The organism is Sorangium sp. So ce131, assembly GCF_051519095.1.
Taxonomy (GTDB): domain Bacteria; phylum Myxococcota_A; class Polyangia; order Polyangiales; family Polyangiaceae; genus Sorangium.
Genome location: NZ_CP150455.1, coordinates 2,072,109 through 2,085,698, shown reverse-complemented (window position 1 = coordinate 2,085,698; position 13,590 = coordinate 2,072,109). Strand labels below are relative to the sequence as shown.

Below are 13,590 nucleotides of genomic sequence, written 5' to 3'. Positions count from 1 at the left end.
CGCTCACCCACCTTCGGAGCAGCGCCCGTCCACGTCAATTTGGCCCGGCCGCGCCGCCTCCCGCGGACGCCGGAGACGTGATAGAGCTCCGGGTGCGCGCGCGCGCCGCGCCCCCTGCCGGACCAACCATGCTGCGGGCCACGAACATCGACAGCTTGAGCCGCGGGACCTTTGACGTCCTCGTCCTCGGAGGCGGCATCAACGGCGCCGTCGCGGCGGCCGCCCTCGCCGGGCGGGGGGCGAAGGTCGCGCTGATCGACCGGGGCGACTTCGCGGGCTTCACGAGCCAGGAGTCCTCGAACCTCGCCTGGGGCGGCATCAAGTACATGGAGAGCCTCGAGTTCCGGCTCGTGCGCAAGCTCTGCCGGTCGAGGAACCGCCTCCTCCGGAGTTACCCCTCGTCGGTGCAGGAGATCCGGTTCTACGCCGCGCACGAGCGGGGCTTTCGCCACGGCCTCTTCAAGCTCTTCCTCGGCACCTGGCTTTACTGGATCATCGGGAGCTTCTTCACGAAGCTCCCTCGCCTGCTCTCCCGCCGGACGATCGCGCGGGAGGAGCCGATCATCAACGTGGACGCCTGCGACGGCGGGTTCGAGTACTCGGACGCGTACCTCGTCGACAACGACGCGCGCTTCGTCTGGGGCTTCGTCCGCGCCGCGCTCGATCGCGGCGCCCAGGCCGCCAACTACGTCGAGTCGCTGGGCGCGCGGCGCGAGGGGGACACGTGGGTCGCGCGCGCCCGCGACGTCCTGTCGGGCCGGGAGCTCTCCATCCGCGCGCGCGTGATCGTGAACGCCTGCGGGCCGTTCGCCGACGCGCACAACGCGCTCACGGGCCAGCGGACGCGCCACCGCCACATCTTCTCGAAGGGCATCCACCTCATCGTGGATCGGCTCACCGCGAGCCGCCGGGTGCTGACCTTCTTCGCGGACGACGGCCGGCCGTTCTTCGTGATCCCGATGGGCAGCCGGACGTGCATCGGCACGACCGACACCCCCGTCGACGTCCCGGAGACACACGTGACGCCCGAGGACCGGCGCTTCGTGCTCTCGAACATCAACAAGCGCCTCAACCTGCCCCGGCCGCTCACCGAGGCGGACATCATCGCCGAGCGCTGCGGCGTCCGCCCGCTGGCGGTTCAGGACGGCGGCGGCACCGACGACTGGATGCAGCTCTCGCGCAAGCACGCGGTCGAGGTGGACCGGGAGCAGGCGCACGTGAGCATCTTCGGCGGCAAGCTCACGGACTGCCTCAACGTGGGCGAGGAGATCTGCGAGGCGGTGCGGGCGCTCGGCGTGGCGCTGCCCCGCCCGGCGGAGCGCTGGTACGGCGAGCCGGGCGAGGAGCTGCGCCGGGGGTTCTTCGAGCAGGCCCGGCTGCTCGACCTCGACGCGCGGACGCCGCGGCGCTCGTCCGAGGCGCTCAGCGCGCGCCTCTGGCGCCGGTACGGCGCGCAGGCGATCGGGCTGCTCGAGGAGATCCGGCGCGACCCCAGGATGGCCGACGCCCTGATCGACGGGGCGGAGGACCTGCGGTGTGAGGTCGCGTACGCCGCGCGGCACGAGATGATCGCGAAGCTCGACGACTTCCTCCGGCGGCGCACGAAGATCGCGCTGCTCGTCCGCCGCGACGAGCTCTCGAGGTCGCCCGGCCTCGGGGAGGCGTGCCGGATCCTCTTCGGGGACGCGGCCGAGCGGGAGCTGGAGGAGTACTTCCAGGAGCACGGCGCCCGCCCGCCCGCAGAGAAGGCGCCCCTGGCGGCGCTGCCGCTCAGGTAACGCTGCGGCGCGCGCGAGATCCGCGCGCGGGGCCCACGCGCGCCCGCCCGTGGCCGCGCAGTCCATGGCTCACGGAGCGCCATTGACGTTCAAGCCGGCTCATGCGCCGGTCGCGTCATCCATGGCTCTTCCGGGCGTGCTCATTGCGGTCAAGGTGCGCGACGGGACTTCATCCCAGGTACGAGGCCACATCGACGCCCCGTTCTTCGCTCGCGCAAGCGGAGCCTCACCGCACCGTAGATTCGGTTGCTGGCGCGTGATAGGATGAAAAGATTCGCCATTACGTGCACCATCACTCACCATGTAGGCCAATAGGGAAGGGCCTGTCGCGGGAGTCCAGGTCGGCGTCCCCTGCTCTCGCCGAGCAGCAACGCCGCCGCACGCCGGCGTCGCGCGCCTCGGGCTACACATCGCTCCCTGAGGACGATGCACGCGTCCAGCGCGCCTCTCTGCGCCTTGCGTATGCGGGGTCACCGGCGAGGCCGCGCTGTCCCGCCGGAGAAGGGGCGACGTCCGCCCGATGTTTCCACCCTCTCCAACGCCCACCTTTCACCAAGGTCGACGGAATCGCCGGGTCGCCTCCGAGGGGGTGCTTGACAAGGAGGGTTAACCGTCGGTTACGCTATGTACACAAAATGATTGGGAGGGCATGAGGGGGGTGAAACGGATATCGGTCCTGCTGGCGGCGGCCCTGCTCTTTGGGTGCTGCCTCCTGCTGCTCAGCCCGCCCACCACGGCCGGCCCCGACGCGACGCTCTATGTGTATGCGGTGACGCCGCTGCGCGCTCGAGCGCTCGAGCAGAAGATCGAGGAGTCGATGCCCGGCGTCGATGTCACGGTGTTCGGGAAGCTGAGCGATTTCAAGACGGCGCTCGAGGCGAATCCGCCCGACGCGGCGCTCTCGCCGCGGCCCGTCCTGGCCTCGCTCAACCGGACCGCCGATCTCCAGGGCATCAAGGCGGGGAGCGACGCGGAGCAGTACCTCCTCGTGGCGACGAGGCCGCTCGCCAAGGAGATGCTCTCGTCGCTCAGGTACGGGATGGTCGATCTGGTCGAGCGAAAATCGCTGCCGAGGTTCGTCGCTGGGCTCCTCGGAGTGAACGACGCGCCGGAGGTCCAGCGCGTCACGAAGATCGAAGATCTGCTGCAGCTGCTCCAGTTTCAGACGGCGGACGCGGTGCTCCTCCCCGAGCGGTTCCGCTCCGATTTCGAGTCCAAGAGCAAGATGACCTTCACGATCCTGAGTCTGTCGACGGCCAAGGTGGGGCTGGTCGCAGTCACGTTCCTGAGCGAGCGGCCATCCATCGAGAACGCGATCCGGAAGCTCCCCAAACACGTGCTGGCCGATCTGGGGGTGGACGAATGGAAATGAGGGTGACCCGTCCCCGCTATCGGCGCCTGCTCTGGCGTGCGTCCGCCCTCGCGGGGCTCCTCCTGGTATCGAGCTGCTCGTCGGGCGCGGACTCGCACGTCGCCGCCCGGGCTCCAGCTCCGCTGCCCGAGGCGCCGCCTCCGGACGCGCGGCCCGTCATCTCCGTCATCGCCCCGTCGGACTCGCAGCTCGACGACATGCTGAAGTCATTGCGCGTCGAGCTGTCCGAGGAGTATCGTGTCACGATCTCCCCGATCCGCGTCGAGGACTCGAGCGCCGACCTCGTGGCGCGGATCGTGGCGAGAGATCGCCCGCGGGCCGTCGTGCTGGTGAACAACTCGACCGTGCTCCTCTACCGCAGCTGGGCGCGCACCGCGCCGGAGCCGCCGGTCGCGCTGATCCTGATGGCGTCCTTCGCCGAGGAGCTCCAGCGCACCGTCCCCAACTCGGTGGCGATCTCCTACGAGGTGCCGGCGGTCACGGCCATGGTCGGGCTGCGCACGCTGGGCCTCGACGTCCGTCGGGTCGGCGTCGTGTACCGCCAGGGCTTCGCCGGGCACATCGCCCGGCAGGAAGACCTCATGCAGCTGGAGAAGCTGACGTTCGTGAGGCAGGAGCTCTCGAACAAGCCGCGCGCCCAGGACCTCCGCGCCGCGCTGGTCAACCTGCAGCGCGCCGGCGTCGACGCGATCTGGCTGCCGAACGACAACGGCCTGCTGAGCCCGAAGTTCTTGACGAACGTCTGGCTCCCCTACGTGAGCCGGCTGGGCGCGCCGGTGGTCGTGGCCGTGCGCTCGCTCGTGAACGAGCACGCGGAGTTCGGGACGTTCGCGGCCATCCCCGACCCGCAGGCGCTCGCGGTGCAAGCGGCGGATCTCCTGTACGAGCTCGCGGACGCCGACTGGAAGCTCCGGGCGTCGGACGTCCGCCTGCCCATCTCCGTGAAGCGCCTGGTCGACGTCAGGCTCGCGCGGCGTTTTGGTCTCGACTCCAATCAGTTCGGGCAGGTGGACTATCTCATCGGTCGGTGAGCGCATGTCGAGGGGGATGGGGTCCCGGAGGAGGTTCTCATGATTCGGGTGCTCGTGATCGATGACGACGACATTGCTCGCGAGGCGATGTGCGCGGTCCTGGTCAAGGCGGGATTCTATGTCTTCGAGCTGGCCACGCCCATCGGCGCGACGTCGGTGATCAAGCGCGACGGCATCACCGCGGTCGCGCTCGACATCAACATGCCGACCATCAACGGCGACAAGCTGGCCAAGCTGCTCCGGGACAACGCGCAGCTCTCGAACCTGGGCATCGTGCTCGTCTCCGGCTGCGACGTCGAGCAGCTGAGCGCGCTCGGCGCGAAGGTCGGCGCCGACGGCATCGTCTCGAAATCCAAGCTCCACGTCGCCCTGGCGCCCGCGATCGAGCGCGCCGTGGCCGCGCGCGCCGCGAAGAGCGGCGCGCCGACGACGTCGATTACGTACCCGTCCTCCGGCCCCCCGTCGTCGCGGCGCCCCAGGTAGGACATGGAACCACGTCACAGCCACGGATCGCTCCGCAACAAGCTGCTGCGCCTGATCCTGGGCGCGCTGCTGCTCCTCGGCGGGGCCACGCTCTTCTCCAGCGGAGCCCTCCTCTACTCCACGGATCGCGAGGTCCAGGCCAAGCGCGAGCAGGAGCTCCTCGGCGGCCTCGAGGAGAAGGCCCGCCTGCTCGGCTTCAACCAGTCGCTGGCGCTGCGCAGCCTGGTGGCCGACAACCTGTTCGGGGACGTCAAGGCGCTCATTTACCAGACCGTCTCGGAGAACAGCGACATCGCCTACGGCCTGTTCTTCGACGCGGAGAACCGGGTCTGGGCGGCGAGCGGGCTGGGCCCGAACGCCGCCGCGAAGGACGCGCCGAACCTCACGGCGAAGGATCTGCAGACGCTCGGGATCAGCACGCAGCATCAGCCCCGGCCCGTGCTGAGGCGGCGGGAGAACCCGATGGGCGGGAGCGACGTCCTGGAGGTCGCGGCCCCGGTCGTCCTGGAGGGGAGCCACGCCGGGACCGTGATCTACGGCATCAGCACGAAGAACGTCGTCGACCGGATGGTCCAGGCCCGCGAGCTCGCGTCGAGCCGGCTCAGGGCCACGCTCGGGCTGATCGGGGCGCTGATCCTCGGCAGCGTCGCGGCGAGCTATTTCCTCGTCAAGCGGGTCGCGGTCCACATCACGGAGCCGCTGCTCGCGCTGCGCTCGGCGGCGGGGGCCATCGCCACCGGGCTCCGCGCGGACTCGCCGGGCCTGTCGACCGGCGTGGAGCGGAGGAAGTGGGAGCGCGTGCAGATCTCGAGCGGGGACGAGCTCGAGCTGCTCGGCGCGGCGTTCAACAGCATGGTCGAGGCGAACGAGCAGGCGTTCGAGGAGCTCCGCGTCAAGACCGAGCAGGCCCTCGAGGCGTCGCGGATGAAGAGCGAGTTCCTCGCCAACATGAGCCACGAGATCCGGACGCCCATGAACGGGATCCTCGGGGTCATCCGGCTCATGCAGAGCCAGACGCTCGGCGGCAAGATGCGGCGTTACGTGGAGACCGTCGACGCCTCCGCGAACACGCTCATGGCGATCATCAACGACGTCCTCGACTTCTCGAAGCTCGAGGCCGGCAAGTACGTGGCGCAGCACCTCGCCTACGATCTCCGCCTCGTCGTCCAGGAGGTCGCGGAGCTGATGGCGAGCCAGGCGCACGAGAAGGGGCTCGAGCTCGTCTACCGCGTGGAGCGCCGCGTCCCGAGCGGCGTCGTGGGCGACCCCGACCGGTTCCGCCAGGTGCTCACCAACCTGGTCGGCAACGCGATCAAGTTCACCGAGCGCGGCGAGGTGCTGATCGACGCCTCGACGGCCCAGCAGGAGCAGAGCTCGGCGCTCGTGAAGATCGCCGTCGTCGACACCGGCCCCGGCATCGCCCTCGAGGACCAGAAGAAGCTCTTCTCCGCGTTCACGCAGGTGGACGGCTCGCTGGTCCGCAAGCACGGCGGCACCGGCCTCGGCCTGGCGATCAGCAAGCGCCTCGTGGAGGCGATGGGCGGCGAGATCGGCCTCGAGAGCACGCCGGGGCAGGGCAGCCGGTTCTGGTTCACGATCCGGGTCGGCGTGACGTCCGAGGGCGAGCAGATCCGCTCCGCCGAGTGGGCGAGCGGGCGCCGCGCGCTGGTCGTGGAGATCAGCAAGAGCTGGCGCGACGTCGTCGTGGAGCACCTCGTGGCCTGGGGCTTCGACGCCGAGTCCACGGCCTCCGGGAGGGACGCCATCAACCGGCTGGAGCTCGGGCTGCTCGAGAAGCGGCCCTTCAGCGCCGCCGTCGTCGGCGTGCAGATGGACGATCTCGGCCTCGAGGACTTCGTCCGGACCATCCAGTCGGTGCCGGCGCTCCAGAGCCTGCCCATCGTGGCGCTTTACCAGATGGGATCGAGCGTGGCGCTGACCGGCCTCGACGCCAGCTCGGTCACGCAGCTCCCCAAGCCGCTCCGCGTGTCCGAGCTCTACAACACGCTGCAGAGCGCGCTCACCGGCGCCAAGGCCGCGCAGGTCAGCAAGCCCGGCGTCGAGCACGGCAAGATCGCGAGCAAGCTCCCCGTGCTGGTCGTCGACGACAACGAGATCAACCGTTACGTGGCCATGGAGCAGGTGGAGCAGCTGGGCCTGCGCGTCGAGACCGCCTGCAACGGCCTTGAGGCGCTCGAGGCGGTGAAGAGGAAGCAATACGTCGCCATCCTCATGGACTGCCAGATGCCCGTGATGGACGGGTACACCGCCACGCAGAAGATCCGCGAGTGGGAGCGCGGGAGGAACCGCCACACGGTGATCATCGCGCTCACGGCGCACGCCCTGGTGGGCGAGCGGGACCGGGTGCTCGCCGCGGGGATGGATGACTACCTGGCCAAGCCGGTGCGCCCTCAATCGCTGCAGAAGACCCTGTGGCGGCACGTGGTCCTGAACCGGGACGAGCCGGAGCCGGAGGCCGCGCCGGCCGGCTCCGTCCGGGAACCGGCGGCCCCGCTCGTGCTGGATCCCGAGGTCCCGCGCTCGCGGAAGCTGATCGAGCTCGTGCTCAGGAACGTCCCGGCGCAGCTCGATTGCCTGGACACGTCCGTCAGGGAGGCCGTGGCCCGAGAGGTGATGGCCAACGCGCACAAGCTGAAGGGCAGCATGCTCTCGATCGGCGCGGCGCGCGTCGCGGAGCTGGCGGAGAAGATGCAGCTCGCGGCCGGCCAGGGGGAGCTCCCGCGCGCGGGCGACCTGGAGCAGATACGGCAAGAGTTCGACTCCGTCAGCGTCGCCCTGAGGGAGGAGCTCGCCGCGACTGCCAAGGCGACGTGACGATTGCGCCGATGTTGCATGGTCGAAAGCCGAGGACCCACCGTACCCACATGACCTCAATCCCGCTCGAAGCGAAGTGGATTGTCGCCCTGGTGATCGCCGCGGTGCCAGCCGCCGCATGGGCTCAGCCGACGACCGCGACGGCCCCCGGAGCGCCGAAGGCCGCGGGGGGAGAGCAACGCAACGACGCGCTCGAGGGCGTCGACCTGCTGCGGCTGCTCGACGTCGAGGTGTCCACCGCCACGAAGACGCTGGAGACGCTCGACGACGCGCCGGCCATCGTGACGGCGATCACCGCGGACGAGATCCGGCGCTGGGGGTACAAGAGCGTCGGCGAGGTGCTCCAGCACGTCGTGGGCTTTTACCTGATCGACAACCACATCCTGCCGAACGCCGGCGTGCAGGGGATGACGGGCGGGCTGGGGTCCGAGAGCGGCGGGATCAAGGTGATGATCGACGGGCGCTCGGTGGCGTTCCGGACCACCAGCGGCAACTGGCTGGGGACGGAGCTGATCCCGCTGTCGGCCATCAAGCAGATCGAGGTGGTCCGCGGCCCGGCGTCGGCGCTGTACGGCGCGGATGCGTTCCTCGGCGTCGTCAACATCATCACCCTGTCGGCGGAGGACATTCCGTTCGTCGACGGCACGGTGCACGCCGGCCTCACGAGGTACAACCCGAGCGGCGGCGTCGACGTGGTCGGGGGGATGTTCACCGACCATTTCGAGATGATGTTGACCGCCGCGGGGGAGCTCGACGATCGAAGCGGCCTCTCGATGCCCCGCGAGTCTCCGGCCCCCCGCAAGCCGGCGTACAACGAGGCGCGCTGGGACGCCCAGAACCTCGAGCGCACGTCGGCGGTCCTCGGAACACGCCTCGCGCTGCGCGACCCGACCCATGGGCACCACCTCGCGGTCAGCGCCTTCTGGTCAGGATTCCAGCGTGGCGGTGATTTTGCGCAGTGGGCGCAGCTGACCGGCGGAACGGACGACAGGGGGCGTCCAGCGGGCACCGTGGTCAGCCTGCAGCAGCGCCGCGTGACCCTCGATGGGCTCGTCAGCTTGACCCCGGAGCTCGCGCTCGCGGTGCAGGGGATGTACTTCCAGGGCGGCGTGCTTCCGGGCGATCGCATCGATGTCGCCGGCGGCTGGTACTACATCGAACGGCACATGGCCTACCGCGGCGTGGACGCGAACGTCGAGCTCCGGTGGGTTCCGTGGAGCCGCTTCAACGTGATTCTCAACCTGGAATCCATCTACGACAACGAGGATCTTCCGTCCTTCCGTCGCGTCAGCAAGGACTCGAGTCAATCGTTTGGCTCGCCCCAGCGGGATCAGCGCTCGACCGAGCTCTTCGACGTCGGGGCGCTGCTCAGCGCCAACCTGAAGGTGCTCGATCCGTGGCTGAAGCTGACCGGGGGGGTTCGTTACGATAACCACAGCAAGTACGGCAGCCAGGTGACCGGTCGCTTCGGGGCGACGTCGCACCTCGGCAAGACGGTCGTGGCCAAGCTGCTGTACGGCAGCGCCTTCAAGGCGCCGTCCCCCTACCTGCTGTACGCCGAGCCGCTCGTGCCGGGCGACGTGATCGGGAACGCAGATCTCAAGCCTCAGCTCATCCACACCGTGGACACCGAGGTGACGTGGAGGCCCGCGACCTGGATCTCGGCGAGCACCGGGGTGTCCTACAGCATCCTGAACGACAAGGCAGAGTTCGTCCCGCGGGGCATCAACCAGACGGCCCAGAACGTCGCCAGCCAGACGTCCCTGATCTGGGCGACGCGCGCCGAGGTGCGGCGCGGCGACGCCCTCGGCGGCTACGGGTCCTTCGAGGTCGTCCACTCGACCCGGGACTCCGGCCAGGTGGGGTACCAGGCGGAGCTCGTCGGCTCGGCGATGGTCGCTTACCCGAGCTGGATCGCCCGGGCGGGGGCCTACGTGAAGCTGCCGTCCCCGAGCTCCATTCCCCTGGAGCTCTCGACCCAGGGGAACCTCGTCGGTCCCCGGCGCGCCGCGGACGCGAGCATCCTGGAGAACGGCGGCGGCTTCGACCTGCCCGTGTATTTCTGGTGGAACGCCAGCCTGGTGGCGCGCGATCTGTGGGTCATCCCGGGTCACGAGACGAGCGTGGCGCTGCGCGCCAAGAACATCCTCGGCGCCACCGGGCCGGATCCGGGGTTCTCGGGCTTCGAGTATCCGCTCGCGCCGCGCGAGATCTTCCTCGAGCTACGGCACCGCTACTGATTGGCGCCGATCGAGTTGAGGAACGCGTTGTAGGCGTCGACCTTGTCCCCCGGGACCACGTCGACGCCGAGGTTGAACCGGCTCTCGTCGACCATCCGCGGCGCGAGGATCGCCTTGGTCGCCTCGAGGCCGAGGTTCTTGATGCCATAGAGGATGTAGGGCACGAGGTACCCCTCGTAGTACTGCCGCTGGATGTGGGTGGCCTTGACGCGCCCCTCGCGCATGAGCGCGACGGTCTTCGGGTTGAAGTCGAAGGTGACGACGGGGAGCTCCGGCTTGCCCGCCTCCTCCGCGGCCATCGCGCACCGGTACGAGAGGTCGAACAGGCCGATCAACCCCACGACGGGCGGCTTCGCGGTCTCGATCTGCTCTTGCATCCACGCGACGTCGTCGGCTTCGCCCGCGTCGGTCCAGGTGACTCCGCGCACCACGACGTCGTAACCGGCCTCCTCCAGCGCTTCCTGGGCGCCCTGCGTTCGATCCGTCCCGTCGACCCAGGTCTCGTCGGTGCTGCCGTGCATGACCACCGTACCGGGCGCCTTGGGCAGCAGCTTGAGCAGCGTGTCCGCCGCCTTGGCGCCGGCAGACCGGTTGAGCGTCCCGACGTAGATCGCGCGGTCCGAGGTCGCCAGATCGGTGTCGAGCGTCACCACGTGGACCCCTCTCGCGACGGCCTCGTCGAGCGCCGCCGCGTTGGCTTCGCCGAACGGCGAGATGCCGATCCCTTCGGCGCCCTCCGCCACCGTCTTTGCGATCTGCTGGTTCTGGAGCACCATGTCTTTCTGCTGATCGCCGGACTGCTCGATGGGCCCGACCACGTTCCCCGTGACCCCGAGCTCGCCCATGGCGCGGCTCGCCCCCGTCGCGATCGGCGCGAAGAAGGCGTAGAGGGTCTTCAGCATCACCGTCATCTGCATCGGCTCGGCCGGTTTCTCGTTGATCTCGGCGACGAGATCGTCAATCGTCTCCTCGAGCTCGAGCGGGGTGAACTCGTTCTGCGGAACCGGTATTCGCTCGATGGGCGCGGCGTCATCGCCCGCGCCGGGAGCATCACCCGATCCGCACGCCGCCGTCAGCAGCGTGAGCCCGAAGGCCGGCATCCAGCATCGTCCAATCGTCTTCATGGCACCCCTCCTCGTCCGTGGTTCGCGCGATCGCGCGCGGCGCCTGCGTCAATATGTTACGTCAAGCGAGATCATCTCCAGGCTTCGCAAGTCACTCGAACGGGGGGAAGGTCGACGAAGGCGTCGCCGTCGACGGTCCACCTCTGCATGACGTAGTGCTTGCTCGCCCCGTACTCGTCGAACTCGTACTCGGCCGCCGCCCCGACGTACCGGAGGGGGATCCCCGCGCGGAGCCTGTCCATCGCGCCCTTCAGATCCCGCCACGAGGCCGCCTCGTGGCCGGGGTCGTTGAGCTCGCGGAGGATCTTCTTGAGCTCGTATCCCGAGGAAGGTATCGCCCCGCTCCTCGCCTGGCCGTACACGAGGCCCATCGCGATGAGGACGACGCCGTCGTAATAGAAGTGCGCTGCGGGGAGCGGCACCTCGCCGTCCCACCGGCGCGAGAAGTGCCCGATGAAGGCGGCGGCGTTCCCGGTCGTGCAGTCGACCGTCTCCTCGGCTCCGTCCGCGAGATCGCACTCGCTCCGCAGGCTGAGCGAAGGCGAGACCCCGACGTACCCGTCGATGGATCCTGTAGGGATGTTGGCGAGGAGCACCTCGGTGCGCAGCGCCGGACCGAGGAACCAGGTGCCCGGGCTCCCGGAGACGGCCCACTCGGTCACGATGGTCGAGCCGCTGGCGGGATAGGCCGCGAGGAGCGTGCGGCCGGCGCGCGACGCGAAGGCGTCCTTGATCTTCTGCGTATACGACGGTTCGCCCGACGTGAACGTCACCGACGGGAGGAGATTTCCCCCGAGCGACGTGAAATGGCTCGTGAACTCGCTGCTGACCATGGAGTTGTAGTCATCCCGCGCGGCGAGGCTGTTCACGGTGTCGACGCCCTCGCGAAAGGCCATGCGCGCCAGCGTGCAGCCGACCTCGAACGAGGAGGGGGCGAGCCGCATCCAGCCGCCCTTCGCCTCGCTGCGCGCGACGGTGGGCGCGGCGTAACCCGGCATCATGTGGAACACGTCGAGCTCCCTCACGTCCTGCGCGATGTCGATGGCGAGCTCGTCCTCCTCGGGTCCGATCAGGTAGCGGACCTCCTCCGTGTACAGCAGGTGGAGCAGCTGATTGAACCCGCGCACCGCGCTCGAGTGGCTGTCTCGGCTCACGAGGTCGAACGGTCTCCCGTCGAGCCCGCCCGCGGCGTTCAGGTCTTCGATCGCGAGCAGCATCGCTTGCTCGAGGTTGCGGCCGATGGCCGACTCGCTGCCGGAGAACGGTAAGAGAGCCCCCATGACGACCGCATCCTCCGGATGATCGGGCGCGGTCGACGCGCAGGACGCCGAGAGCATGGATACGAGACCCACACGCAGCCCGGTCCGGATACAGCGCGTGCGCCGCCCTCGACGAGCGAACCCCGTGCGGGGCCGACGGGGGTGATCAAGCGCGGCGGCGGCCCTCGGGAACATCCTGAGTCTCGAGATACGAGACCCAGGATTGAGCGTCAAGGAGTGGAATCGAGACCGGATAGAAATTCACGTCGTCAATGCGATCCAAAATGCACTTCACGCACTGACGCGGCGCCGTGGCGACGCTGTGTTGGCACCGCTACTGATTGGCGCCTATCGAGTCGAGGAAGGCGTTGTAGGCGTCGACCTTGTCCCCCGGGACCACGTCGAGGCCGAGGTTGAAGCGGCTGTCGTCCACCATCCGCGGCGCGAGGATCGCCTTGGTCGCGTCGAGGCCGAGGTTCTTGATGCCGTAGAGGATGTAGGGCACGAGGTACCCTTCGTAGTACTGCCGCTGGATCAACGTGGCCTTGACGAGGCCCTCGCGCATGTAGGCGACGGTCCTCGGATCGAAGTCGAAGGTGACGACCGGGATGTCCGTCCTCTCCGCGGCCTCCGTGGCCATCGCGCACCGGTAAGCGACGCTGAACAGGCCGATCAACCCCACGACGGGCGGGTCCGCGGTCGCGATCTGATCTTTCATCGCTTCGACGTCCTCGCCCTCGCCCTCGTCGTTGAAGATGACTGGACGCACCACGGCCGTGTAACCGGCTTTCTCGAGCACGTCCTGGGCCCCCTGCGTCCGCTCCAGTCCGTCGACCCACGTCGGGTCGTCGCTGCCGTGGAGGATCACCGTACCCGGCCCCGGGGGCAGCATCTTCATCAGGGTTTCCCCTGCCTTGACCCCGGCCGCCTTGTTGATGGTCCCGACGTAGATCGAGCGCCTCGAGGTCGCCAGGTCGGTGTCGAGCGTCACCACGTGGACCCCCGCGTCGACGGCCTCGTCGATGAGGGCTGCGTTGGCGTCGCCGAAGGGCGAGATGCCGATCCCTTCTGCGCCTTCCATCACCGTCTGTTCAATCTGTCGGTTCTGGAGCTCCATCTTCTTCTGCTGATCGCCCGTCTGATCAGGGGGCCCGATCACGTCCCCCGTGACCCCGAGCTCCCCCATGGCGCGGTTCGCCCCCGTGGCGACCGGGGCGAAGAAGGCGGAGACGGTCTTCAGCAGGATCCCCATCTGCATCGGCGTGATCGAGCTCTTGTTGATCTCGGCGACGAGGTCATCGATCGTCGCCTCGAGCTCCATCGGGGTGAACTCATTGGTGGGAGCCTGCGGTCGTGTGATGGGCGCGCCGTCGTCGCCCGAGCCGGGAGCGCCGCTCTCGCCGCACGCCGCCGTCATCAGCGCGAGCCCGAAGCACGCCATCCAACATCGTCCAATCCTCGTCATGAG

The 13,590-nt window shown here is 68.8% G+C and carries 9 protein-coding genes; 6 read left to right on the top strand and 3 right to left on the bottom strand.

All coding sequences use genetic code 11. The annotated features are described in order from the left end of the window. Nucleotides 1-128: 128 nt before the first annotated feature. The 6 genes from WMF43_RS07665 (at nt 129) to WMF43_RS07640 (ending at nt 9,739) form a co-directional block, all read left to right on the top strand. On the top strand, nt 129-1,778 hold the full coding sequence (locus tag WMF43_RS07665; RefSeq protein ID WP_437683964.1) for a glycerol-3-phosphate dehydrogenase/oxidase: 1,650 nt from the start codon (nt 129-131) through the stop codon (nt 1,776-1,778). A gap of 649 nt (nt 1,779-2,427) precedes the next feature. After that, nucleotides 2,428-3,150, top strand: a complete 723-nt coding sequence (locus tag WMF43_RS07660; protein WP_437678680.1) for a hypothetical protein — start codon at nt 2,428-2,430, stop codon at nt 3,148-3,150. Continuing rightward, on the top strand, nt 3,147-4,181 hold the full coding sequence (locus tag WMF43_RS07655; protein ID WP_437678678.1) for a hypothetical protein: 1,035 nt from the start codon (nt 3,147-3,149) through the stop codon (nt 4,179-4,181). Before WMF43_RS07660 ends, WMF43_RS07655 begins: the two co-directional genes overlap by 4 nt. Nucleotides 4,182-4,220: 39 nt before the next feature. Then, complete coding sequence (locus WMF43_RS07650) at nt 4,221-4,664, top strand: response regulator (protein ID WP_437678676.1); 444 nt, start codon at nt 4,221-4,223, stop codon at nt 4,662-4,664. A 3-nt stretch (nt 4,665-4,667) separates the two neighbouring features. Then, complete coding sequence (locus WMF43_RS07645) at nt 4,668-7,499, top strand: ATP-binding protein (protein ID WP_437678674.1); 2,832 nt, start codon at nt 4,668-4,670, stop codon at nt 7,497-7,499. 50 nt (nt 7,500-7,549) lie between these two features. Beyond that, nucleotides 7,550-9,739, top strand: a complete 2,190-nt coding sequence (locus WMF43_RS07640; protein ID WP_437678672.1) for a TonB-dependent receptor plug domain-containing protein — start codon at nt 7,550-7,552, stop codon at nt 9,737-9,739. Here WMF43_RS07640 and WMF43_RS07635 read toward each other — a convergent pair. From WMF43_RS07635 to WMF43_RS07625, 3 genes are all read right to left on the bottom strand, one after another. Then, the gene (locus WMF43_RS07635) at nt 9,733-10,863 is read right to left on the bottom strand and encodes a sugar ABC transporter substrate-binding protein (protein ID WP_437678670.1); all 1,131 of its coding nucleotides are present in this window, start codon (nt 10,861-10,863) and stop codon (nt 9,733-9,735) included. The genes WMF43_RS07640 and WMF43_RS07635 overlap by 7 nt on opposite strands. A 71-nt stretch (nt 10,864-10,934) precedes the next feature. Beyond that, nucleotides 10,935-12,143, bottom strand: coding sequence for an ABC transporter substrate-binding protein (locus tag WMF43_RS07630; RefSeq protein WP_437678668.1), 1,209 nt, complete (start codon nt 12,141-12,143; stop codon nt 10,935-10,937). 313 nt (nt 12,144-12,456) lie between these two features. Further along, nucleotides 12,457-13,587 (bottom strand): substrate-binding domain-containing protein, encoded by a 1,131-nt coding sequence (locus WMF43_RS07625; RefSeq protein WP_437678667.1) that lies wholly within the window; start codon nt 13,585-13,587, stop codon nt 12,457-12,459. Nucleotides 13,588-13,590: the final 3 nt, after the last annotated feature.

Excerpts from the sequence above, each read along its gene's own strand:
- WMF43_RS07625 (WP_437678667.1), bottom strand. The coding sequence starts at position 13,587 with ATGACGAGGATTGGACGATGTTGGATGGCGTGCTTCGGGCTCGCGCTG.
- WMF43_RS07660 (WP_437678680.1), top strand. The coding sequence starts at position 2,428 with ATGAGGGGGGTGAAACGGATATCGGTCCTGCTGGCGGCGGCCCTGCTC.
- WMF43_RS07630 (WP_437678668.1), bottom strand. The coding sequence starts at position 12,143 with ATGGGGGCTCTCTTACCGTTCTCCGGCAGCGAGTCGGCCATCGGCCGC.
- WMF43_RS07645 (WP_437678674.1), top strand. The coding sequence starts at position 4,668 with ATGGAACCACGTCACAGCCACGGATCGCTCCGCAACAAGCTGCTGCGC.
- WMF43_RS07665 (WP_437683964.1), top strand. The coding sequence starts at position 129 with ATGCTGCGGGCCACGAACATCGACAGCTTGAGCCGCGGGACCTTTGAC.
- WMF43_RS07655 (WP_437678678.1), top strand. The coding sequence starts at position 3,147 with ATGAGGGTGACCCGTCCCCGCTATCGGCGCCTGCTCTGGCGTGCGTCC.
- WMF43_RS07640 (WP_437678672.1), top strand. The coding sequence starts at position 7,550 with ATGACCTCAATCCCGCTCGAAGCGAAGTGGATTGTCGCCCTGGTGATC.
- WMF43_RS07635 (WP_437678670.1), bottom strand. The coding sequence starts at position 10,863 with ATGAAGACGATTGGACGATGCTGGATGCCGGCCTTCGGGCTCACGCTG.
- WMF43_RS07650 (WP_437678676.1), top strand. The coding sequence starts at position 4,221 with ATGATTCGGGTGCTCGTGATCGATGACGACGACATTGCTCGCGAGGCG.